This is a genomic window from Hydrogenovibrio sp. 3SP14C1, from assembly GCF_029625905.1.
Lineage (GTDB): Bacteria > Pseudomonadota > Gammaproteobacteria > Thiomicrospirales > Thiomicrospiraceae > Hydrogenovibrio.
This window is the reverse complement of sequence record NZ_JARTLM010000007.1, coordinates 82,357-98,566: the sequence shown is the minus strand read 5'-3', so window position 1 is coordinate 98,566 and position 16,210 is coordinate 82,357. Positions and strand designations below refer to the sequence as shown.

Here is a 16,210-nt window from a genome sequence, read left to right as displayed (position 1 = left end):
GTGGTGTGAAAGCAATTTATATTGTTCTCGCCGTTGTTATTCTTGTTTTACAAATTCGCTTATTGTCTTCTGATGGAGGTGTAGGCGAATTGCTTTCCTTGCAAGATAAGCTAGATAAGCTTCATCTCAAGATTGATACCTTAGAAAACAATAATGTCCTGCTAAGAAAAGAAGTACAAGATTTACAATCGAGTACCAAAGCGATTGAAACGATTGCAAGACAAAAGTTAGGTATGATTGCTAAAGACGAAGCGTTTGTTAAAGTGATCGAATTACCGAAAGACACTCATTCGAGTGATTTAAAAACATCTTCCGAGTCACCCTAACGTTTTGTCGTTTTTTAGAAAACCGTTTGATTATTTTGACGTCAGATTTTCTTTTTTTAAAAAGACATAAACTGCTCCTGTTCCACCATCTTTAGGTTGTGCGCTACAGTAGGCGAGTACTTGAGGAATTTGTGGGAGTCTTTGATTGACTAGATTTTTTAAGACAGGAAAGTCTGTTTTCGAATTGTAACCTTTTCCATGAACAATAATAAGGTAACGTGCCTGTTGTTGTATTGCATCAATTAAAAATTCTTTCAGAATTTTATCCGCTTGAAGTTCAGTGTAGCCATGTAAATCTAGCTGCCAATGAGTATGAAACTTTCCGTTCTTTAGTCGCTTCATGTCCTGTGCGTGCACACTGGGTTGCTGGTATGTTAAGCTTTCATAAGCTGTAACCTGTGAAAACTGTTCTATTTTTTTTGGATAAACGAACGAAACATTATCGTTCTTTGGCGGATGATAACGCTTTTTAGCTTTGATTGATGGAGGTTGATGCGTAACAACTTGCTTGTCTTGACTAAGTTTTTGCACACCTTGAACGGCTTCAGCAAATAAGGATTTATCTTCATCTGAAATATTAGACATACTATAATTGTTAAATCATAAAACAAATAAAATATTCTACCCTAACTAAGAAACTATATGAAAATCTTATTATCCAATGACGATGGCTATAAAGCGCCAGGGATTCAAGCTTTATGGACCTGTTTAAAAGAGCTTAATCTTCACTCAGAGTTGAGATTAATTGCTCCAGATCGAAACCGAAGTGCTGCCAGCAATTCTTTGACTTTAATGGAACCATTACGTATTACGAACCATGGCGACGACATCTACAGTGTGAATGGAACGCCGACTGATTGTGTTCACTTAGGCATTAACGGTGCTATGGATTTTCAACCTGATATGGTCTTTTCTGGTATTAATGCCGGCGCCAATATGGGGGATGATGTTCTTTATTCCGGTACAGTAGCTGCCGCAACAGAAGGGCGGTTTTTGGGTAAACCTTCAGTTGCGATCTCGCTTTGTGGTGATCAACACTTTGAAACGGCTAGCCAAGTCATGTTGGAGTTGTTCAAAGATTTTCATGAACTGCCTTTGGATAGCTCAACGATTTTAAACATCAATGTTCCCGATATTCCTTATTCGTTATTAAAAGGGATTCAAATCACTCGGTTAGGAAAACGACACTGTTCAGAAAAGGTTGTTACTACTCAGGATCCTAGAGGTAATCAAATATATTGGGTTGGTCCTGCAGGTCAAGCTGAAGATGCTTCAGAGGGAACTGATTTTTATGCCGTCGAAAACGGTTATGCTTCAGTGACCCCTTTAAAAATTGATTTGACGCATTATGAAATGCAAGCCACATTAAAAGGCTGGTTTGAGAATAAAGCACTATGAGTATTTTGCAGACCGCGGTGCATTACCCAAATCAAGCTTTTAAAGAAAATCAGGGTGTCGGGATGACTTCTCAACGGACACGAAATCGTTTGGTTGAGAGACTCATCTTTTTGGGCATTTCTGATCCGGACGTACTTAATGCTGTACGAGTGACCCCACGGCATTTATTTTTAGATGAAGCTATGGCCAGCCGAGCTTATGAAGATACCGCCTTACCGATTGGGTATTCCCAGACCATTTCTCAACCTTGGGTCGTTGCTAAAATGTCATCTTGGCTGAATGCCAAAGGACCTTTAGATAAGGTGTTGGATATTGGGACAGGCTCAGGCTATCAGGCTGCTATTTTGGCTTTATTGGCTAAACAGGTATATACCATTGAGCGAATTGAACCGCTATTGCTCAGAGCAGAACAAGTTTTACAAAAGCTAGAACTGCTAAATGTTATGTTTTCTCTAGCAGATGGTTATTGGGGGCTGCCTTCTTACGCCCCTTTCGATGGCATATTATCTGCCGCTTCTCCTGAGACGGTTCCTGAAGAATTATTTGACCAATTGGTTGATAATGGTCGCCTTGTTATGCCGATTGGCTCAGAAGAACAACTTCTTTATGGATATATCAAAACCTCAACCGGTTATAAAGAGGAATGTTTAGGCGAGGTGATGTTTGTTCCAATGCTGAAAGGCATTGAGTCTTAATTAAACAATGGAAAGATGATTGAATGAAAATTTTTACCGCTCTTTATGATCGAGCATTGCTTTGGTCAAAACATCCTAAGGCGACTTGGTATTTGGGGGGTATGAGCTTTACTGAGGCCTCTTTTTTTCCAATTCCTCCTGATGTGATGCTGATTCCAATGAGCTTGGCTCAGCCTAAACGCGCCTATTATTTTGCATGGATTGCGACCATCATGTCATTAATGGGTGGCATTTTCGGGTATGCCATTGGGTATTGGCTTTTAGATGCAATTTGGCCTATCATTGAATCATTAAATTATGTTGATAAATACAATACCATTGAAGGTTTTTTTGCGGAATATGGTGTTTGGATCGTCTTTTTAGCCGGTTTCAGTCCGATTCCTTATAAACTTTTTACAATTTCTGCGGGCGCGACCAGTATGGCATTTTTGCCATTTTTGGTGGCGTCTTTTATTGGGCGGGGTGCTCGATTCTTCTTGGTTGCCGCATTGATGAAAATAGGCGGTGAGCGTTATGAATCAAGGATTCGTCAATCAGTAGACTGGATTGGCTATGGTATTATTGCTCTAATAGTCGCTTATTTGGCGTTAAAACAATTGTAACGGTTAAAAAACGTAACTCATGATAAGAAAACTCATCGCAATTAGTTTATTGATTGAATTTCTTTTGATTTTGTCAGGCTGTGCGCCGGCAAAATACCGTGGTTGGGATGATGGCGATAGGTATTTTGATGAAAGTAGTCGCCCTTATACTTCTTCATCAAATTCAAGCAGAGGATGTACAAATCCTTACGTTGTCAAAAGTGGTGATACCTTAAGCATTGTCGCCCAACGATGTCATGTCAATATGTATCAATTGGCAGATCGTAATGACCTTGTACCGCCATACCGTCTTTTTATCAAGCAAGAGTTAATCATTCCATCTGGTAAGTCACGTTCACAGCAAGCGAGTGCGCCTTCAAAAAAACACGCGACCGTATTTTCCTGGCCTGTTAAAACCAAATTGAAATATGAGTATGTACCGGATCGTGCGGGCATTAATGGGCTGGTTATTTATGGCAAGCCTGGTGAAAATGTCTATGCTATTGAAGCCGGTCATGTGGTCTATGCCGGCAACGGCATTGCTCATTATGGCAATATGGTCATTATTAAACACGATAATGAATATTTAACGGTTTATGCTCACAACCAAACCTTAAAGGTTCGCGAAGGTATGCGAGTCGAAAAGCGGCAACTGGTGGCTACCTTAGGGCAAACCGGTACGGTGAAGAAACCTCAGTTATATCTGGAGGCGCGTTATCGTGGTCGAAAGATAGATGTTAAAAAGTTATTTTCGCAATAACTTTTTAGTAGACTCAAATCGATATAAGTTTAATTAGGTTGCTTCCGGTAAAATCAATGCCAATACAACTTCACGGTCTTCGGTGGTCAAAACATTGTAAGTCCGGCAGGCTGCCGCATTATCCATTACTTCAAGCCCAATTCCTTTTTGAGCGCAGTAGGCAAATAATTTTGGTGCTGGAAAAGTTTGTTGTTCACCTGTTCCTAAAATAATCACTTCAGGTGACAGTTCTAAAAGTTGGTCTAGGTGACGTATGTTTAACTCTGAAATGTCATGACAAGGCCAGTCAGTTTTTAATTCGGTTTGATTTAAAAAACAACTTGAATGAACATCGATATCATTAATTTTAACCAGGCCTGGTTGATATTTTTTCACTGAGAGAACATTTGAATCTCTATGTTCGGTAAATTTCATTTATTCGCTCTCTTTTAACCACGTTTTAGCGTGATTATATCGTACATTTCAATTGACGAAAAAAAATGTTTCTGTATCATTAACAGATTAAAATCTCAACACACTTTCTGCTCTTGGAGCCTTGAACTTCGGTTAAAAATATTTAGTGAGAAGTTTAATGTCGAGGTTTCGAATTGATCAATTCAATCTGAATAAAATACGCTCGTTTTAACAATAAAAAAGCGGTTTTGGGGTTTTTTCGTTCCAAAAAACAGATTAAATAAATCAAACGCTCTGAGCTAAAGCTCCGTAACAGAACAATTTAAAGGTTATAAATAAGTGACTGGCGACTTTCAAAGAATTAAGCGGCTCCCTCCCTATGTATTCAACATTGTAGGCGAATTAAAAGCAGAAGCCCGACGTCGGGGTGAAGACATCATCGATTTTGGAATGGGGAATCCAGACCAAGATACACCAAAGCATATTGTCGACAAATTAATCGAAGTTGTTCAGCGTGAAGGAACGCATCGTTATTCTGTTTCACAAGGGATTCCTCGTTTACGTAAAGCTATTTGTAACTGGTATAAAAACCGATATGACGTTGATTTGGATAAGGATACTGAAGCGGTCGTTACTATTGGTTCAAAAGAAGGGTTAGCACACCTAGCTTTGGCAACAGTGGAGAAAGGGGATACTGTTTTGGTCCCAAACCCAGCTTATCCCATCCACCCTTATGGATTTGTGATTGCAGGGGCAGATATTCGTCATGTTCGTATGACACCCGATGTGGATTTCTTTGATGAACTGGAAAAGGCGATTAAAGAATCTTGGCCAACGCCTAAAATGTTGGTTTTAAACTTCCCGGGTAACCCAACCACGCAAACGGTTGAGTTAGAATTCTTCGAAAAAGTGGTCGCAATTGCGAAAGAACATGATATTTGGGTCATCCATGATTTGGCTTATGCCGACATCGTTTTTGATGGCTACAAAGCACCGTCCATCTTAGAAGTGGAAGGGGCAAAAGATATTGCAGTGGAGTTTTTCACCTTGTCAAAAAGTTATAACATGCCGGGTTGGCGGGTTGGCTTTATGGTGGGGAACCCTACGTTGGTTCACGCGTTGAAGCGAATGAAATCTTATTTAGATTATGGAACCTTTACGCCGATTCAGGTGGCAGCCATTGCAGCCTTAGAAGGGCCACAAGACTGTGTGCAAGAAATTTGCGACATGTATAAAGTACGTCGTGATGTTTTATGCCAAGGGCTGAACAGCATTGGGTGGGAAGTTGAACCGCCTAAGGCAACCATGTTTGTCTGGGCTCCGATTCCAGAAGCTTATCGTGAAATGGGGTCGTTGGAGTTCTCTAAAAAATTGTTAACAGATGCTAAAGTGGCCGTCTCACCGGGGATTGGATTCGGGGATTATGGAGATGACTATGTCCGCTTTGGCTTGATTGAAAATGAACACAGAACCCGTCAGGCTATACGTGGCATTCGTGATATGTTTCGTAAAGATGGTTTGATTGGTTAAACGTTGGAGTTGTAGTGAAGCAGGTTAAGTTAGGATTATTAGGATTTGGAACCGTTGGCGGAGGCACTGCCAATATTTTGAAAACCACGCTCCCAGAGATCCAAAGACGATTGGGTGGAGAAGTAACCATTGACGTTGTACAGGTTGCTGTACGCGATTTAGATCGTCAGAGAGCAGTCAATACTGACGGGATACAAATGACTGTCCGTCCGATGGATGTGGTTAATAACCCTGATATTGATATTGTGGTTGAGCTGATGGGGGGGACAACCCTGGCGAAAGACTGTATCGAAACCGCAATTCGTAACGGTAAGCATGTTGTGACAGCCAATAAGGCACTTATCGCTGAATATGGTAACGATCTTTTTAAGTTGGCCAAACAGCATGAAGTGATGATTGCCTATGAAGCGGCCGTTGCGGGTGGTATTCCGATTATTAAAGCACTGCGTGAAGGTTTGTCGGCCAATAAGATTGAATGGGTTGCAGGGATTATTAATGGAACCGGTAATTATATCCTGACAGAAATGAAACAGCCTGAAGCAGATTTTGCCGAAGTGTTAAAAACTGCGCAAAAGTTGGGTTATGCTGAAGCCGATCCGACTTTTGATGTAGAAGGCATTGATGCGGCACATAAATTAGCCATTCTGGCTTCAATTGCATTTGGAATTGAACTTCAATTTGATCGTGTTTATACCGAAGGTATTAGTCAAATCACGGCAGAAGATATTCAGTTTGCCAATCAATTAGGCTTTGAAATTAAACACTTGGGGATTGCCAGCCGCTCGGAGAATGGTTATTCACTGAGAGTACATCCGACGCTTATACCACAGTCAGTGTTATTGGCTCAGGTAAATGGCGTTATGAATGCAGTCATGGTGAATGGTGATCATGTTGGTCCAACCATGTATTATGGGCCTGGTGCCGGTGCGGGTCCAACGGCAAGTGCCGTGGTTGCAGATATTATTGATATTATTCGTGCAGAAAACCAGCCAGATGCTTTCCGTGTGCCAGCGTTAGGATTTGCGCAAGACTATTTAGCAGAAGCGCCAGTTGTTGAAATTGACGAAATTACAACGGCTTATTATTTAAGATGTTTTGCGAAGGACAATGCTGGGGTTTTGGCTAAAGTTTCCTCGATTTTGGCGGAATATAAAATCAATATCGAATTGTTACACCAAGAACCTTCCAGCCAAAATCCTGACGATGCGACATTGGTAATGATTACCAATGCCGTGAAGGAAGTGGACTTAAATAAAGCGATTAAGGCTTTGGAAAGCTTAGAAGCCATCGATGGTAAAATCATGCGTATTCGTATGGATACGCTGGATTAATGACTGTTCGTTCGTTATAGCGATAAAGCCGGGTTTACCCGGTTTTTTTAGCGCTTAAAAAAGGAAAGAGGGATGAGAGAATCAGACAATGCAGGACAAGCGGTTACCTTCTGGCTACCAGAGCTCTTAATCCCTCTACAGAGTGAAGAAGGCTCAGCGTTAATAAAACCCTTGTCGTTGCCGAATTTGCAAACACTTTTAAGTAAAGCGGATGTGTTTTCTGCCAAAAAATCTTCCTTTCATCAACAAGCGAGTTATTTATTTCATCAACCTCATAGTTTGCCGGTGGCTTCAACCATGGCTGCTAACCAGATAGCAGATTATGATCCAAGTGCGTTTTGGTTACGGGTGGAGCCCTTACAAATGGTGCCGGATCGCGATACCTTAGTGTTGATTCCGCCACAAGATCTTGCGATAACCGAAGAAGAATCTAAAGCTTTGATAGACTCTTTTAATGCGCACTTTGAGCAGGATCGAGTGCAATTGGAGTATGGCTCGTCTCAGGATTGGTATCTACGGGTTGCACAACCCATTGATATTCAAACGGTTCCATTGGCGCAAGCGGCTTATCAGAGTGTGAATGAACTTTATCCTCAGGGGAATGCCGCGACCTATTGGCATCAGATGATGAATGAAGTACAGATGCTATTTTATACTCACCCAGTGAATGAAGCGCGTCGTGAAAAGGGGTGGCCTGAAATAAACAGTATTTGGATATGGGGAGAAGGACAGATTACCTCCGATATGCTGCAACCTCGTGAAAACGCGGTTATCTGGTCGGCGCATCCTTATTTACAAGGCATGGGGCAGCTTACAAATGCATCGTCGTTTGAAGTGCCGAAAAACTACCAGGCCTGGACGAAATTGATCGATAAAAAGCAAAACAAACATCATTTGATTCACTTAGAACCGCCATATCAAACACTACAAAATAGTACAGAACAGGCTTGGCAGGATTTTTTGCTTGAGCTGGAGGAGGCGTGGTTTTCGGGACTGCTCAATGCTGTACGACAGCAAGAAATTACCTCTTTGTTTATTGATTTAGGCAACCAAAAGCGCTATCACTTGACCTCAAAACATATGAAACGGTTTTGGCGTTTTAAAAAATCATTAACAAAAGTCTGATTTTAGATAGGCATTTACAAGGATTTTCTAACCTAATTTTTGTATAATTTGTCGTTATTTAAAAAGTATACTAATTTACTGGAAACAGCATGAACTTTATTGAAACGCGTGGTAATGACGGTCAAAGAGCGCCATCGATTACTTTTTCACAAGCTATTTTAAGTCCAATGTCCTCTTTTGGTGGTATTTACTCGCCGGAATCTTTACCGGTTTTTGATGCCGAATTTTTAAATAGTCATGTTGACTCCGGCTATAAAAAATTAGCGAAAGATGTTCTAAGTTTGTTCGAAGTGGATATTGATGAAAAAGTTATTGATGAGGCTTTGAGTCTTTATGACCAATTCGATGATCCTAGTAACCCTGTCCCGGTGGTTAAAGTTTACAATGATTTGTATGTCAGTGAGCTTTATCATGGACCTACGCGTGCGTTTAAAGATATGGCGTTACAACCGTTTGGCAAAGTTCTATCTTCAGTTGCACAATCAAATAAAGAGAAATATCTAATTCTTGCCGCGACCAGTGGAGACACCGGACCTGCTGCGTTGGAAACGTTTAAAAATCGTGAAAATGTTCAAGTGGCTTGTTTATACCCTGATGGTGGGACATCAGATGTTCAGCGCCTGCAAATGGTAACGGAAGATGCGGATAATTTGAAAGTCATTGGGATTCACGGAGACTTTGATGATGCGCAGACCGCATTAAAAACCTTATTGGTGTCAGATACTTTCAGAGACAAGTTGAAAGAAAATCATATTTCTTTGTCTGCGGCGAACTCGGTGAATTTCGGTCGTATCATTTTCCAAACCATTTATCATATTTACAGTTATCTTGAACTGGTTCGCGTCAAAGCGATTGAGATGGGGGACCAGGTTTATTTGAATGTACCGAGTGGTAACTTCGGTAATGCATTAGGAGGGTATTATGCCTATAAGATGGGCTTGCCAGTCAGACAGATTCATATTGCTTCCAATCAAAATAATGTGTTAACGCACTTTATTAAAACAGGACAATATGACTTACGCGAAGCTTCCGTAATTCCAACAACCTCCCCGGCAATGGATATCCTGAAATCATCAAATATCGAACGTATTTTATTTGATCTTTTCGGAGCGGAAAGAACAAAAGAATTGATGTTGCAGTTGGATACAGATAAGTATTACGCTTTGAATGACGCGGAGCTGAAAGAGATTCAATCTATCTTTGCGGCGGATTTTTGTACGGATGCAGAAGGCAAGCAATATATACGTGATGCGTTTGAAGAGGGGTATCTAATGTGTCCGCACACTGCGACTTGCTTCAAGCCTTATGATACTTGTCGTGAAGATAAGACTATTAAGACGATCGCTTATTCGACGGCTGAGTGGACAAAATTCTCTCCTGTGATTGCGGATGCTTTGACAGGGCAGAAATTTGAACATGATCGTGATGCGTTACAAATGATTTCTGAAAAGGCGAACGTGAAGATTCCGGCTCAAATTTCAGCTTTGTTCGATAAGAAAATCGCTCAGAAGACGGTGATTGATAAAACGGATATTGAGCAAGAAATTCTCAATTTTTTGAGTTAGTTTAAGCCTTGTTTAGCAACAATGATAAATCGTTAAAAATGACCAGGCCTGGTCATTTTTTTTATCTCTTTAAAGGGCATTCATTGCAACGACTTTTAGTTGTAAAGACGTTTTTCCGTAAAAGGTATTTAAACTGGGTTGGTAAGCACACTCTACTTTTTCACCGATCGAAAAGCCGTCGGGGGTATCTGCAGTCGCTTTGGCATTAAAGAAGATTGCAGAGATAACTCTTCGTTCATCTGTCAGTAGCTTGAACGTCAGGTGCGTTTTGGTTTGACCGACAGCGCGTAAGTCTTGAATTTCAAACACGCCTGAAAACAACGGCTTAGCCCATTCTCTTCCATAAGGTTCTAATAAGTTTAGTTCTTGAATGAGAGAAGGGGTCAGTTGTCTTCCCGTCAGTTGACCATCTGTTTCGATGGTTGGAACGGGCACGGTGTGATTTAGCTGTTCTTGAATGGTTTCTTCGAATAAGGTTGAAAAAATATCGAATTTTTCAATCGGGATCATGCAGCCAGCAGCCCCTTTGTGTCCGCCCATAGATTTGAACAGGCCTGGGTGTTTTTCGCCCATTGTTTGAAACGCTTCTCGCAAATCAATATTGCCTACGATGCCTCGACCGCTTCCGGCGAGATATCCATCTTCCAAATCCGTCATCGCAATGGTTGGTACGCCGTATTGCTCACCAATTCGTGACGCAATAATCCCTTGGATACCGGCATTTCCGGTCATTTTAATGCTTAATGTAAATTTGTTCTCGTGATATAAAGATTCTGCTGTCTCACGGGCTTGTTTCAGCATGCCTTCTTGTTGGCCGCGGCGATCCAGATTATCTTGATCCAACTGTGCAAGAAGAGGGGTAGCCTGTTCTAAACTGGACGCATTTAAGAATTTAAACGCGGTGGTCACATCGCTGACCCGACTTGCTGCATTAATTCTTGTGGCAACTTGAAAGCCAAGGTATTCTGCATTAAAAGGTTGCCCTTGGTTGTCATTCATTTTTTGAAGGGCTTGCCAAGCAGGGTGTTTGAATTGATTAATGGCGGCTAATCCAGCTTGCACAATCGCACGGTTGTTAATACTTTTTAAGCTAACACTATCGGCTACGGTACCCAAAGCAATATTTTGGGTTAAGTCTTTTAGCGTCGGAGTCGTTTCAGGAATGACCTGTCTTTGGATTAATTCTGTACGCGTTTGCCCCATCACCAAGAAGATAACAAAACAGCCTGCAACGGTTTTATCATAGTTACAACCTGTTTGCTGAGGGTTGACTGTACAAGCGGCACTGGGTGGCGCACCTTCAGAGGTCATTTGATGGTGATCGGTCACACACACTTTAATGCCTGCCTCGGCCAATTTTTTGATTCTAGGCTCATCGCTGGAGCCTTGGTCTGCCGAAATGACCAAATCAATCGTTCCTTCAATCTCTAAAATACGGTTCACGACTTCTTCAGTGATGCCGTATCCTTCTTTGCGCTCACCAATCATGTGTTCAATACGGTCAGGTGACACACCAAAATAATCAATAAGCGCTCGGCTGGCCACCCAGGCAGAGGTAACGCCGTCGGTGTCATAATCAGTTGCTAACACGATTTTGCCATTTGACTCAATCGCATCGGCGATTAATCCGGCAGCTTGTTCGGCATTCTTAAGGTGCTCTGGGTGTTGAAGGTATTGCAGTTTTGGAAAAACGATTTTTTGCAATTCTTCGAGCATGTTATCATGATTGAAATCCGCTTCGGTTACTCGGCTGGCAACCAGCTTGGCTTGTAACTCGGATAACCCAAGCGAGAGGGCGGCTTGACGTACTTTATCGGAGGGTATTCTTTCGGTAATGAGCGGTTTTTTGGGATATTTTAGCATGGTGAAATTTTAACATGATTCTTTACTTGCATGGTTTTTTAAGCTCGGAAAATAGTTATAAAGGACAGTGGGTGAAAGCTCATTTTAAAGAGGTGGGAACGGAGGTTTTAACCCCGACTTATCCTATTGATTCACCTAATCATTCTATTGAGGTGATTGAGTCGGCTATCAAGGAATCTATTTTGCCCATTATCGAACAGGATTCCAGCCAGGCCTGGTGTATTTTTGGTTCTTCAATGGGCGGCTTTTATGCTCAATATTTAGCGCAGAAGTATCAAGTTCCCTTGGTGATGATTAACCCTGCATTAGATCCTATTCCGCTATTGGAAGCGTATTTTGGCAACCATGTAAATGCTGCTACCGGTGAACCTTTCACGATTGATCAACCGTATTTAAAAGCATTGAAACCATTTTATCGAACGCCAGATGCCTCAATTAAAAGTTTGGTTTTACTGGATGAAAAAGATGACGTCATTCCCTACAAAATTGCACAACAGCACTATCAAGGCGTTGGTAAAGTATTGGTTTTCGATGATGGCGATCATGCATTTCAGCATCTAGAAGAGGCCTGGCCAGATATAAAGTCTTTTGTTGAAAGCAATAAATGCCAATAAGCTGGAAAGAGGGAGGTCAAAAGGCTTGAGATTTAAGCCATGATATCGATCAAGGTTCCAATCATTTCATCATAAGATTTAAAAGATTTTGCTGAGGCTTGAACCTGCGTTTCGTTCTGTTTTAAGTCGACGAGTGGTTCCGTTTTGTTAAAGTTGTTAGGGTTAGCCAATTGTTGACTGTTGTCAGCCAGTCGGTTAAAGCTGTCTTGCATTCCTTGGTAAGCATACGCTGCAGCAGAGTTTGAAACTTGCATAAAGTGCCTTCCTGTTTGTTATTAGGCTTTAACTTAAGTTGTTATGTTACTGCGGTTTATCTTTGTCTGCAACAAAATACGGGTCTGTATTCACCGTATATTTAACAAACACATTGCCTAAAATTTCACTGCCTTCACGATCCACCTCAACCGTCATGAGGTCATTTTTCCAAATATAAGCGTTATACCCCGGCATACCGCCCCAGCCTTTACGAATGACCTGAGTGGGCTGTCCAATTTGCTGCATGATTTCAAGCGCGACTGCACGGGTCTGCACCGGCGTTCTTCGGTTTTGAAATTCAATCGTACGATACTCGAATAATTGGTATGCCGAGGTGACGTTTCCTGCATTGTCGTAATGAAATTCAACATAGTAACTGTCTTTAAAACGAGACACCGAAAAGAACTTATCGATATTACGCTGCCTAACGGTAGAGCGTGCTTGTTGAAACCCGCCAATATCCCATAATTGCTGGCGCACGGAATCTAAACTGCTTTTAGTCAGATCAAGCCCAAGCAGGGTGATCTTATCAATGGGTTTCGGACGATCAGCAGCCGAAACATTCCCTGGTAGGGTTAACATAACACTGATGATTAGAAGCGATTTTAAAACAGTCGTTAGCATAATAATTTGAGCTTTTAATTGGATACTCTTTATAACGGCAGGTTCAACCAGTTCTTGAGGATCTCATCAGATAATTCTTGTTTGGGAACGATGGTTAACATGTGCTCAGGTTCATACTGTGGTGGTTCATGATTTTTAAGTTGACGTCGCATTACGCTGATATCGGCATCTGAAGGATTGTCATTGGTCTGTGATCGTTCGGCTAAACCATCCTCAATGGGGGTTAAATAGTTATGGTGATTGATTGCAAATACATAAAAGTCGTAAGTGTGTTTGTTGGCCAGCTGTTGAAAGGGACGACGATGTTCTTCTTTTAAGAAAGTAGCGTCGATAATAACGCTGTAACCTGAGGCTAAAGTCGTCTCAGCAAGCGTTAAAAGCTTTTGATAAGTACGATGATTCATGTCGGCAGAATAAAGCCTTTTTTGTTCTGATTTAGAAACGCGTTCCAACGGGGAAATACCAAACAGCCGTTTTCGTTCAATGTCAGAACTAATAATGATGGCATCAATCTGTCCCAGAATTTGTTGAGCATAATGGCTTTTACCGGAACCAGAAACCCCTTGCATTAGAATCAGTTTAGGCTCCGGCAATTCATAGGCAGTGTCTTCGGCTTGTTTTAAATAAGTTAAAGCCAGCGCATAATAATGATCTGCTTCACGGCTGTTTTTTTCCAACTGGTGATATCTCAAAGCCGTTATTTTAGCGCGAACCATAGAACGGTAAACCTGATAAAACTTTAATAAATTCAATCCAGTATAGTCACCTGTTAAATTGATGTAATAACTCAGTAACTGTCGTTTTAGCTTTAGCTGCTGACGGTTTTCCAAATCAATCATCAAAAATGCTAAATCATTCATGACATCGATCCAACGAAATTGTTCATTGAATTCAATGCCATCAAACAAAGTCGGCTTCTCATTTAGCAAGGTGATGTTATCAAGATGCATATCTCCATGACAGGCGCGAATATCCCCATTTTCTTTCCGATCCAGTAGGGCATCGAAAAGTGTTTTTTGAGTAAAAAGCGTCCAGTCAGCCAGCTGTCGTAATCGATACTGTTGTTCTGGGTGGGTAAACGTTTTTAACAACGAAGGAAAGTTATCGAGCATTGGATGAATGACATTATCAGGGTGTCCAAATGCCAAATCTGTTGATACCTTTTCAGCGGATACGTGAAAAGTCGCGATATTTTCAGTTAAAAGCTTTATTTGTGAAGGACTTAGAGTATGGTCTTTTAAGTAACGTCCAAGCACTAAGTTTGGATCAAACTGTGCCATTTTGATGACATATTCTACCGGGTCGCCATAAGGCGTAAATTGTAAATGACCTTCTTTACAGTAGAGCGGGCAAACATCTAAATAGAGGTCTGGTGCGGTACGACGGTTTAAGTTGATTTCAAGCTCACAAAACCGTTTTCGTTCTGCCAAACTGGTAAAGTCAAGAAATCCAAAGTCAACGGGTTTTTTTAGCTTGTAAGCGAACTCTCCGGTTAAAAAAACTATGGAAATATGGGTTTCAATCGTGGTGATCACTTCCACAGGATGAGGGTAAAGTTCTGAACGAGAAAGCTCGTCAAATAAAAAAGATAAATTCACAAAAGTTTAGGGCTTGCCTAATAATCTAGACGTTTTGATTAGAGAATAAAATGCCTGCCATGAAAGCAGGCATCAACAAAGTCATGGAAAAATTCGGTTAGGCAATACCTTGTTTTTCGCGCATTTCCTGTTTGGTTTTCATTTCAACGGTCAAAGTAGCTGTTGGTCTTGCTTCCATGCGTGCCAGACCGATTTCATCACCACTCATTTTACAATAACCGTACTCACCGTCTTCGATATCTTTTAAAGATTTATCGATTTTGGAAATCAATTTTCTTTCACGGTCTCTGGTACGAAGCTCTAAAGCAAACTCTTCTTCTTGTGAAGCACGATCACTTGGATCAGCTGGCGTAGAAGAATCTGTTCTTAGGTGCTGAACCGTGTTCGTCGCTTCCCAAATCAATTGCTGCTTCCAAGCCTGTAGCTTGTTTTTGAAATGCTCTAGCATTTCTGGACTCATGTATTCCTCACCTGGTTTCATTTCGTACTGAGGATAGTCTTCTATAAAATCACTTGAACTTTCCATAACTTCCCTTTTTTTGTTGTTCTTATTTAAAAATCTAACTGCGTTTTATACCAATTTTTAAAAAAGGAGACAACATAATTTTTTTTATATCTAGATGAATTCAATGTTGCAAATTTGTGTAAATGCGCTTTAATAGGCGCAGTTTTTCAATTTTAAATACTTAAAAAATATAAGGAATATTACGATGGCAGAACTACAAGCTTTGTTATTCGATGTCGATGGAACACTTTCTGATACGGAAAGGGATGGGCATAGAGTTGCATTCAATATGGCTTTTGAAGAAGCGGGATTGGATTGGAATTGGTCTGAAAACTTATATGGTGAGTTGTTGGCCGTTACGGGTGGTAAAGAACGAATTCGTTTTTATTTAGAAAAATTTAATACTACGTTTGAGAAACCGGATAATTTTGATCAGTTTGTTAAGGACCTACATGCGGCTAAAACCAAGTTTTATACGCAGTTAATGGGCGAAGGTAAAATCCCATTAAGAGCTGGTGTTGAACGTCTTATCAATGAAGCAAGAGAGGTTGGTATGCGTATGGCAGTGGTGACAACCACCACACCAGAGAATGTAACAGCGTTATTGACCAATACACTAGGGCCTGACTCAGAGTCTTGGTTTGAAGTGATTGCAGCGGGGGACATTGTTCCAGCTAAAAAGCCAGCCCCTGATATTTATGATTGGGCATTAGAGCAGATGAACCTAAAGCCAGAGCAAGCGATTGCTTTTGAAGATTCATATAATGGAATTTTATCTTCTGTGGCTGCCAATCTTCGTACGATTGTGACGATTAATGAGTACACAAAAAACGATGATTTCGCTCAAGCAGAATTGGTTTTAAATCACATGGGTGAACCTGATCAGCCATTTGAGGTATTATCCGGTGATGCAAAAGGAAAAACCTATTTGGATTTAGAGTTGGTTAAAATGATTGCTGAAGCCTAATCATCTGTCAGCGAATTCCAGTTGATTTATTGATAAATTAACTGGATTATTTATTTGAAAAGGCCCATCTTAAATTAGAT

The 16,210-nt window shown here is 40.9% G+C and carries 18 protein-coding genes; 11 read left to right on the top strand and 7 right to left on the bottom strand.

Going from position 1 to position 16,210, the window contains the following annotated elements:
• Nucleotides 1-5: 5 nt before the first annotated feature.
• The gene (locus P8629_RS07355) at nucleotides 6-326 is read left to right on the top strand and encodes an FtsB family cell division protein (protein WP_278165480.1); all 321 of its coding nucleotides are present in this window, start codon (nucleotides 6-8) and stop codon (nucleotides 324-326) included.
• Nucleotides 327-356: 30 nt separating this feature from the next.
• Here P8629_RS07355 and P8629_RS07350 read toward each other — a convergent pair whose 3' ends face one another.
• The gene (locus tag P8629_RS07350) at nucleotides 357-911 is read right to left on the bottom strand and encodes a Smr/MutS family protein (RefSeq protein WP_278165479.1); all 555 of its coding nucleotides are present in this window, start codon (nucleotides 909-911) and stop codon (nucleotides 357-359) included.
• Between the two features lie 57 nt (nucleotides 912-968).
• Here P8629_RS07350 and surE point away from each other — a divergent pair, with 57 nt between their 5' ends.
• Genes surE through P8629_RS07330 form a run of 4 tightly spaced genes read left to right on the top strand, consistent with a single transcriptional unit; the run spans nucleotide 969 to nucleotide 3,760 of the window.
• Nucleotides 969-1,724 carry a 5'/3'-nucleotidase SurE gene (surE, locus tag P8629_RS07345; protein ID WP_278165478.1) on the top strand — a complete coding sequence of 252 codons (756 nt, stop codon included), beginning with the start codon at nucleotides 969-971 and terminating at the stop codon, nucleotides 1,722-1,724.
• Nucleotides 1,721-2,419 carry a protein-L-isoaspartate(D-aspartate) O-methyltransferase gene (locus tag P8629_RS07340; RefSeq protein ID WP_278165477.1) on the top strand — a complete coding sequence of 233 codons (699 nt, stop codon included), beginning with the start codon at nucleotides 1,721-1,723 and terminating at the stop codon, nucleotides 2,417-2,419. The genes surE and P8629_RS07340 overlap by 4 nt, the downstream gene beginning before the upstream one ends.
• A 23-nt stretch (nucleotides 2,420-2,442) precedes the next feature.
• The gene (locus P8629_RS07335) at nucleotides 2,443-3,021 is read left to right on the top strand and encodes a YqaA family protein (RefSeq protein WP_278165476.1); all 579 of its coding nucleotides are present in this window, start codon (nucleotides 2,443-2,445) and stop codon (nucleotides 3,019-3,021) included.
• A 19-nt stretch (nucleotides 3,022-3,040) separates the two neighbouring features.
• Complete coding sequence (locus tag P8629_RS07330) at nucleotides 3,041-3,760, top strand: M23 family metallopeptidase (protein WP_278165475.1); 720 nt, start codon at nucleotides 3,041-3,043, stop codon at nucleotides 3,758-3,760.
• A gap of 33 nt (nucleotides 3,761-3,793) precedes the next feature.
• Here P8629_RS07330 and P8629_RS07325 read toward each other — a convergent pair whose 3' ends face one another.
• Complete coding sequence (locus tag P8629_RS07325; RefSeq protein ID WP_278165474.1) at nucleotides 3,794-4,174, bottom strand: Mth938-like domain-containing protein; 381 nt, start codon at nucleotides 4,172-4,174, stop codon at nucleotides 3,794-3,796.
• Nucleotides 4,175-4,492: 318 nt separating this feature from the next.
• On the opposite strand from P8629_RS07325, the gene alaC reads away from it, so the two are divergent.
• From alaC to thrC, 4 genes are all read left to right on the top strand, one after another.
• Nucleotides 4,493-5,683, top strand: coding sequence for an alanine transaminase (alaC, locus tag P8629_RS07320; RefSeq protein ID WP_278165473.1), 1,191 nt, complete (start codon nucleotides 4,493-4,495; stop codon nucleotides 5,681-5,683).
• Nucleotides 5,684-5,697: 14 nt separating this feature from the next.
• Nucleotides 5,698-7,014, top strand: a complete 1,317-nt coding sequence (locus P8629_RS07315) for a homoserine dehydrogenase (protein WP_278165472.1) — start codon at nucleotides 5,698-5,700, stop codon at nucleotides 7,012-7,014.
• Nucleotides 7,015-7,086: 72 nt separating this feature from the next.
• On the top strand, nucleotides 7,087-8,139 hold the full coding sequence (locus P8629_RS07310; RefSeq protein WP_278165471.1) for a hypothetical protein: 1,053 nt from the start codon (nucleotides 7,087-7,089) through the stop codon (nucleotides 8,137-8,139).
• An 89-nt stretch (nucleotides 8,140-8,228) separates the two neighbouring features.
• On the top strand, nucleotides 8,229-9,704 hold the full coding sequence (gene thrC / locus P8629_RS07305) for a threonine synthase (RefSeq protein ID WP_278165470.1): 1,476 nt from the start codon (nucleotides 8,229-8,231) through the stop codon (nucleotides 9,702-9,704).
• 69 nt (nucleotides 9,705-9,773) lie between these two features.
• Here the strand turns inward: thrC and P8629_RS07300 are convergent, their stop codons facing one another.
• The gene (locus tag P8629_RS07300; RefSeq protein WP_278165469.1) at nucleotides 9,774-11,567 is read right to left on the bottom strand and encodes a single-stranded-DNA-specific exonuclease RecJ; all 1,794 of its coding nucleotides are present in this window, start codon (nucleotides 11,565-11,567) and stop codon (nucleotides 9,774-9,776) included.
• Nucleotides 11,568-11,581: 14 nt separating this feature from the next.
• Here P8629_RS07300 and P8629_RS07295 point away from each other — a divergent pair, with 14 nt between their 5' ends.
• On the top strand, nucleotides 11,582-12,181 hold the full coding sequence (locus P8629_RS07295; protein WP_278165468.1) for a YqiA/YcfP family alpha/beta fold hydrolase: 600 nt from the start codon (nucleotides 11,582-11,584) through the stop codon (nucleotides 12,179-12,181).
• Between the two features lie 32 nt (nucleotides 12,182-12,213).
• On the opposite strand, the gene P8629_RS07290 is transcribed toward P8629_RS07295, so the two are convergent.
• The 4 genes from P8629_RS07290 to dksA all read right to left on the bottom strand — a co-directional run bounded on the left by P8629_RS07290 (nucleotide 12,214) and on the right by dksA (nucleotide 15,184).
• Nucleotides 12,214-12,435 carry a hypothetical protein gene (locus P8629_RS07290; RefSeq protein ID WP_278165467.1) on the bottom strand — a complete coding sequence of 74 codons (222 nt, stop codon included), beginning with the start codon at nucleotides 12,433-12,435 and terminating at the stop codon, nucleotides 12,214-12,216.
• A gap of 46 nt (nucleotides 12,436-12,481) precedes the next feature.
• Entirely contained in the window at nucleotides 12,482-13,060 is a 579-nt protein-coding gene (locus P8629_RS07285; RefSeq protein WP_278165466.1) for a hypothetical protein, read from the bottom strand.
• A 29-nt stretch (nucleotides 13,061-13,089) separates the two neighbouring features.
• Nucleotides 13,090-14,658: a bifunctional aminoglycoside phosphotransferase/ATP-binding protein gene (locus P8629_RS07280; protein ID WP_278165465.1), complete on the bottom strand. Its 1,569-nt coding sequence runs from the start codon at nucleotides 14,656-14,658 to the stop codon at nucleotides 13,090-13,092.
• A 97-nt stretch (nucleotides 14,659-14,755) separates the two neighbouring features.
• Nucleotides 14,756-15,184, bottom strand: a complete 429-nt coding sequence (dksA, locus tag P8629_RS07275) for an RNA polymerase-binding protein DksA (protein WP_278165464.1) — start codon at nucleotides 15,182-15,184, stop codon at nucleotides 14,756-14,758.
• A 184-nt stretch (nucleotides 15,185-15,368) separates the two neighbouring features.
• Between dksA and P8629_RS07270 the strand changes: the two genes are divergently transcribed.
• Nucleotides 15,369-16,130 (top strand): HAD family hydrolase, encoded by a 762-nt coding sequence (locus tag P8629_RS07270; protein ID WP_278165463.1) that lies wholly within the window; start codon nucleotides 15,369-15,371, stop codon nucleotides 16,128-16,130.
• The last annotated feature ends 80 nt before the right edge of the window (nucleotides 16,131-16,210 follow it).

Excerpts from the sequence above, each read along its gene's own strand:
- P8629_RS07350 (WP_278165479.1), bottom strand. The coding sequence starts at position 911 with ATGTCTAATATTTCAGATGAAGATAAATCCTTATTTGCTGAAGCCGTT.
- surE (WP_278165478.1), top strand. The coding sequence starts at position 969 with ATGAAAATCTTATTATCCAATGACGATGGCTATAAAGCGCCAGGGATT.
- P8629_RS07340 (WP_278165477.1), top strand. The coding sequence starts at position 1,721 with ATGAGTATTTTGCAGACCGCGGTGCATTACCCAAATCAAGCTTTTAAA.
- P8629_RS07335 (WP_278165476.1), top strand. The coding sequence starts at position 2,443 with ATGAAAATTTTTACCGCTCTTTATGATCGAGCATTGCTTTGGTCAAAA.
- P8629_RS07330 (WP_278165475.1), top strand. The coding sequence starts at position 3,041 with ATGATAAGAAAACTCATCGCAATTAGTTTATTGATTGAATTTCTTTTG.
- P8629_RS07325 (WP_278165474.1), bottom strand. The coding sequence starts at position 4,174 with ATGAAATTTACCGAACATAGAGATTCAAATGTTCTCTCAGTGAAAAAA.
- P8629_RS07310 (WP_278165471.1), top strand. The coding sequence starts at position 7,087 with ATGAGAGAATCAGACAATGCAGGACAAGCGGTTACCTTCTGGCTACCA.
- thrC (WP_278165470.1), top strand. The coding sequence starts at position 8,229 with ATGAACTTTATTGAAACGCGTGGTAATGACGGTCAAAGAGCGCCATCG.
- P8629_RS07300 (WP_278165469.1), bottom strand. The coding sequence starts at position 11,567 with ATGCTAAAATATCCCAAAAAACCGCTCATTACCGAAAGAATACCCTCC.
- P8629_RS07295 (WP_278165468.1), top strand. The coding sequence starts at position 11,582 with ATGATTCTTTACTTGCATGGTTTTTTAAGCTCGGAAAATAGTTATAAA.
- P8629_RS07290 (WP_278165467.1), bottom strand. The coding sequence starts at position 12,435 with ATGCAAGTTTCAAACTCTGCTGCAGCGTATGCTTACCAAGGAATGCAA.
- P8629_RS07285 (WP_278165466.1), bottom strand. The coding sequence starts at position 13,060 with ATGCTAACGACTGTTTTAAAATCGCTTCTAATCATCAGTGTTATGTTA.
- dksA (WP_278165464.1), bottom strand. The coding sequence starts at position 15,184 with ATGGAAAGTTCAAGTGATTTTATAGAAGACTATCCTCAGTACGAAATG.
- P8629_RS07270 (WP_278165463.1), top strand. The coding sequence starts at position 15,369 with ATGGCAGAACTACAAGCTTTGTTATTCGATGTCGATGGAACACTTTCT.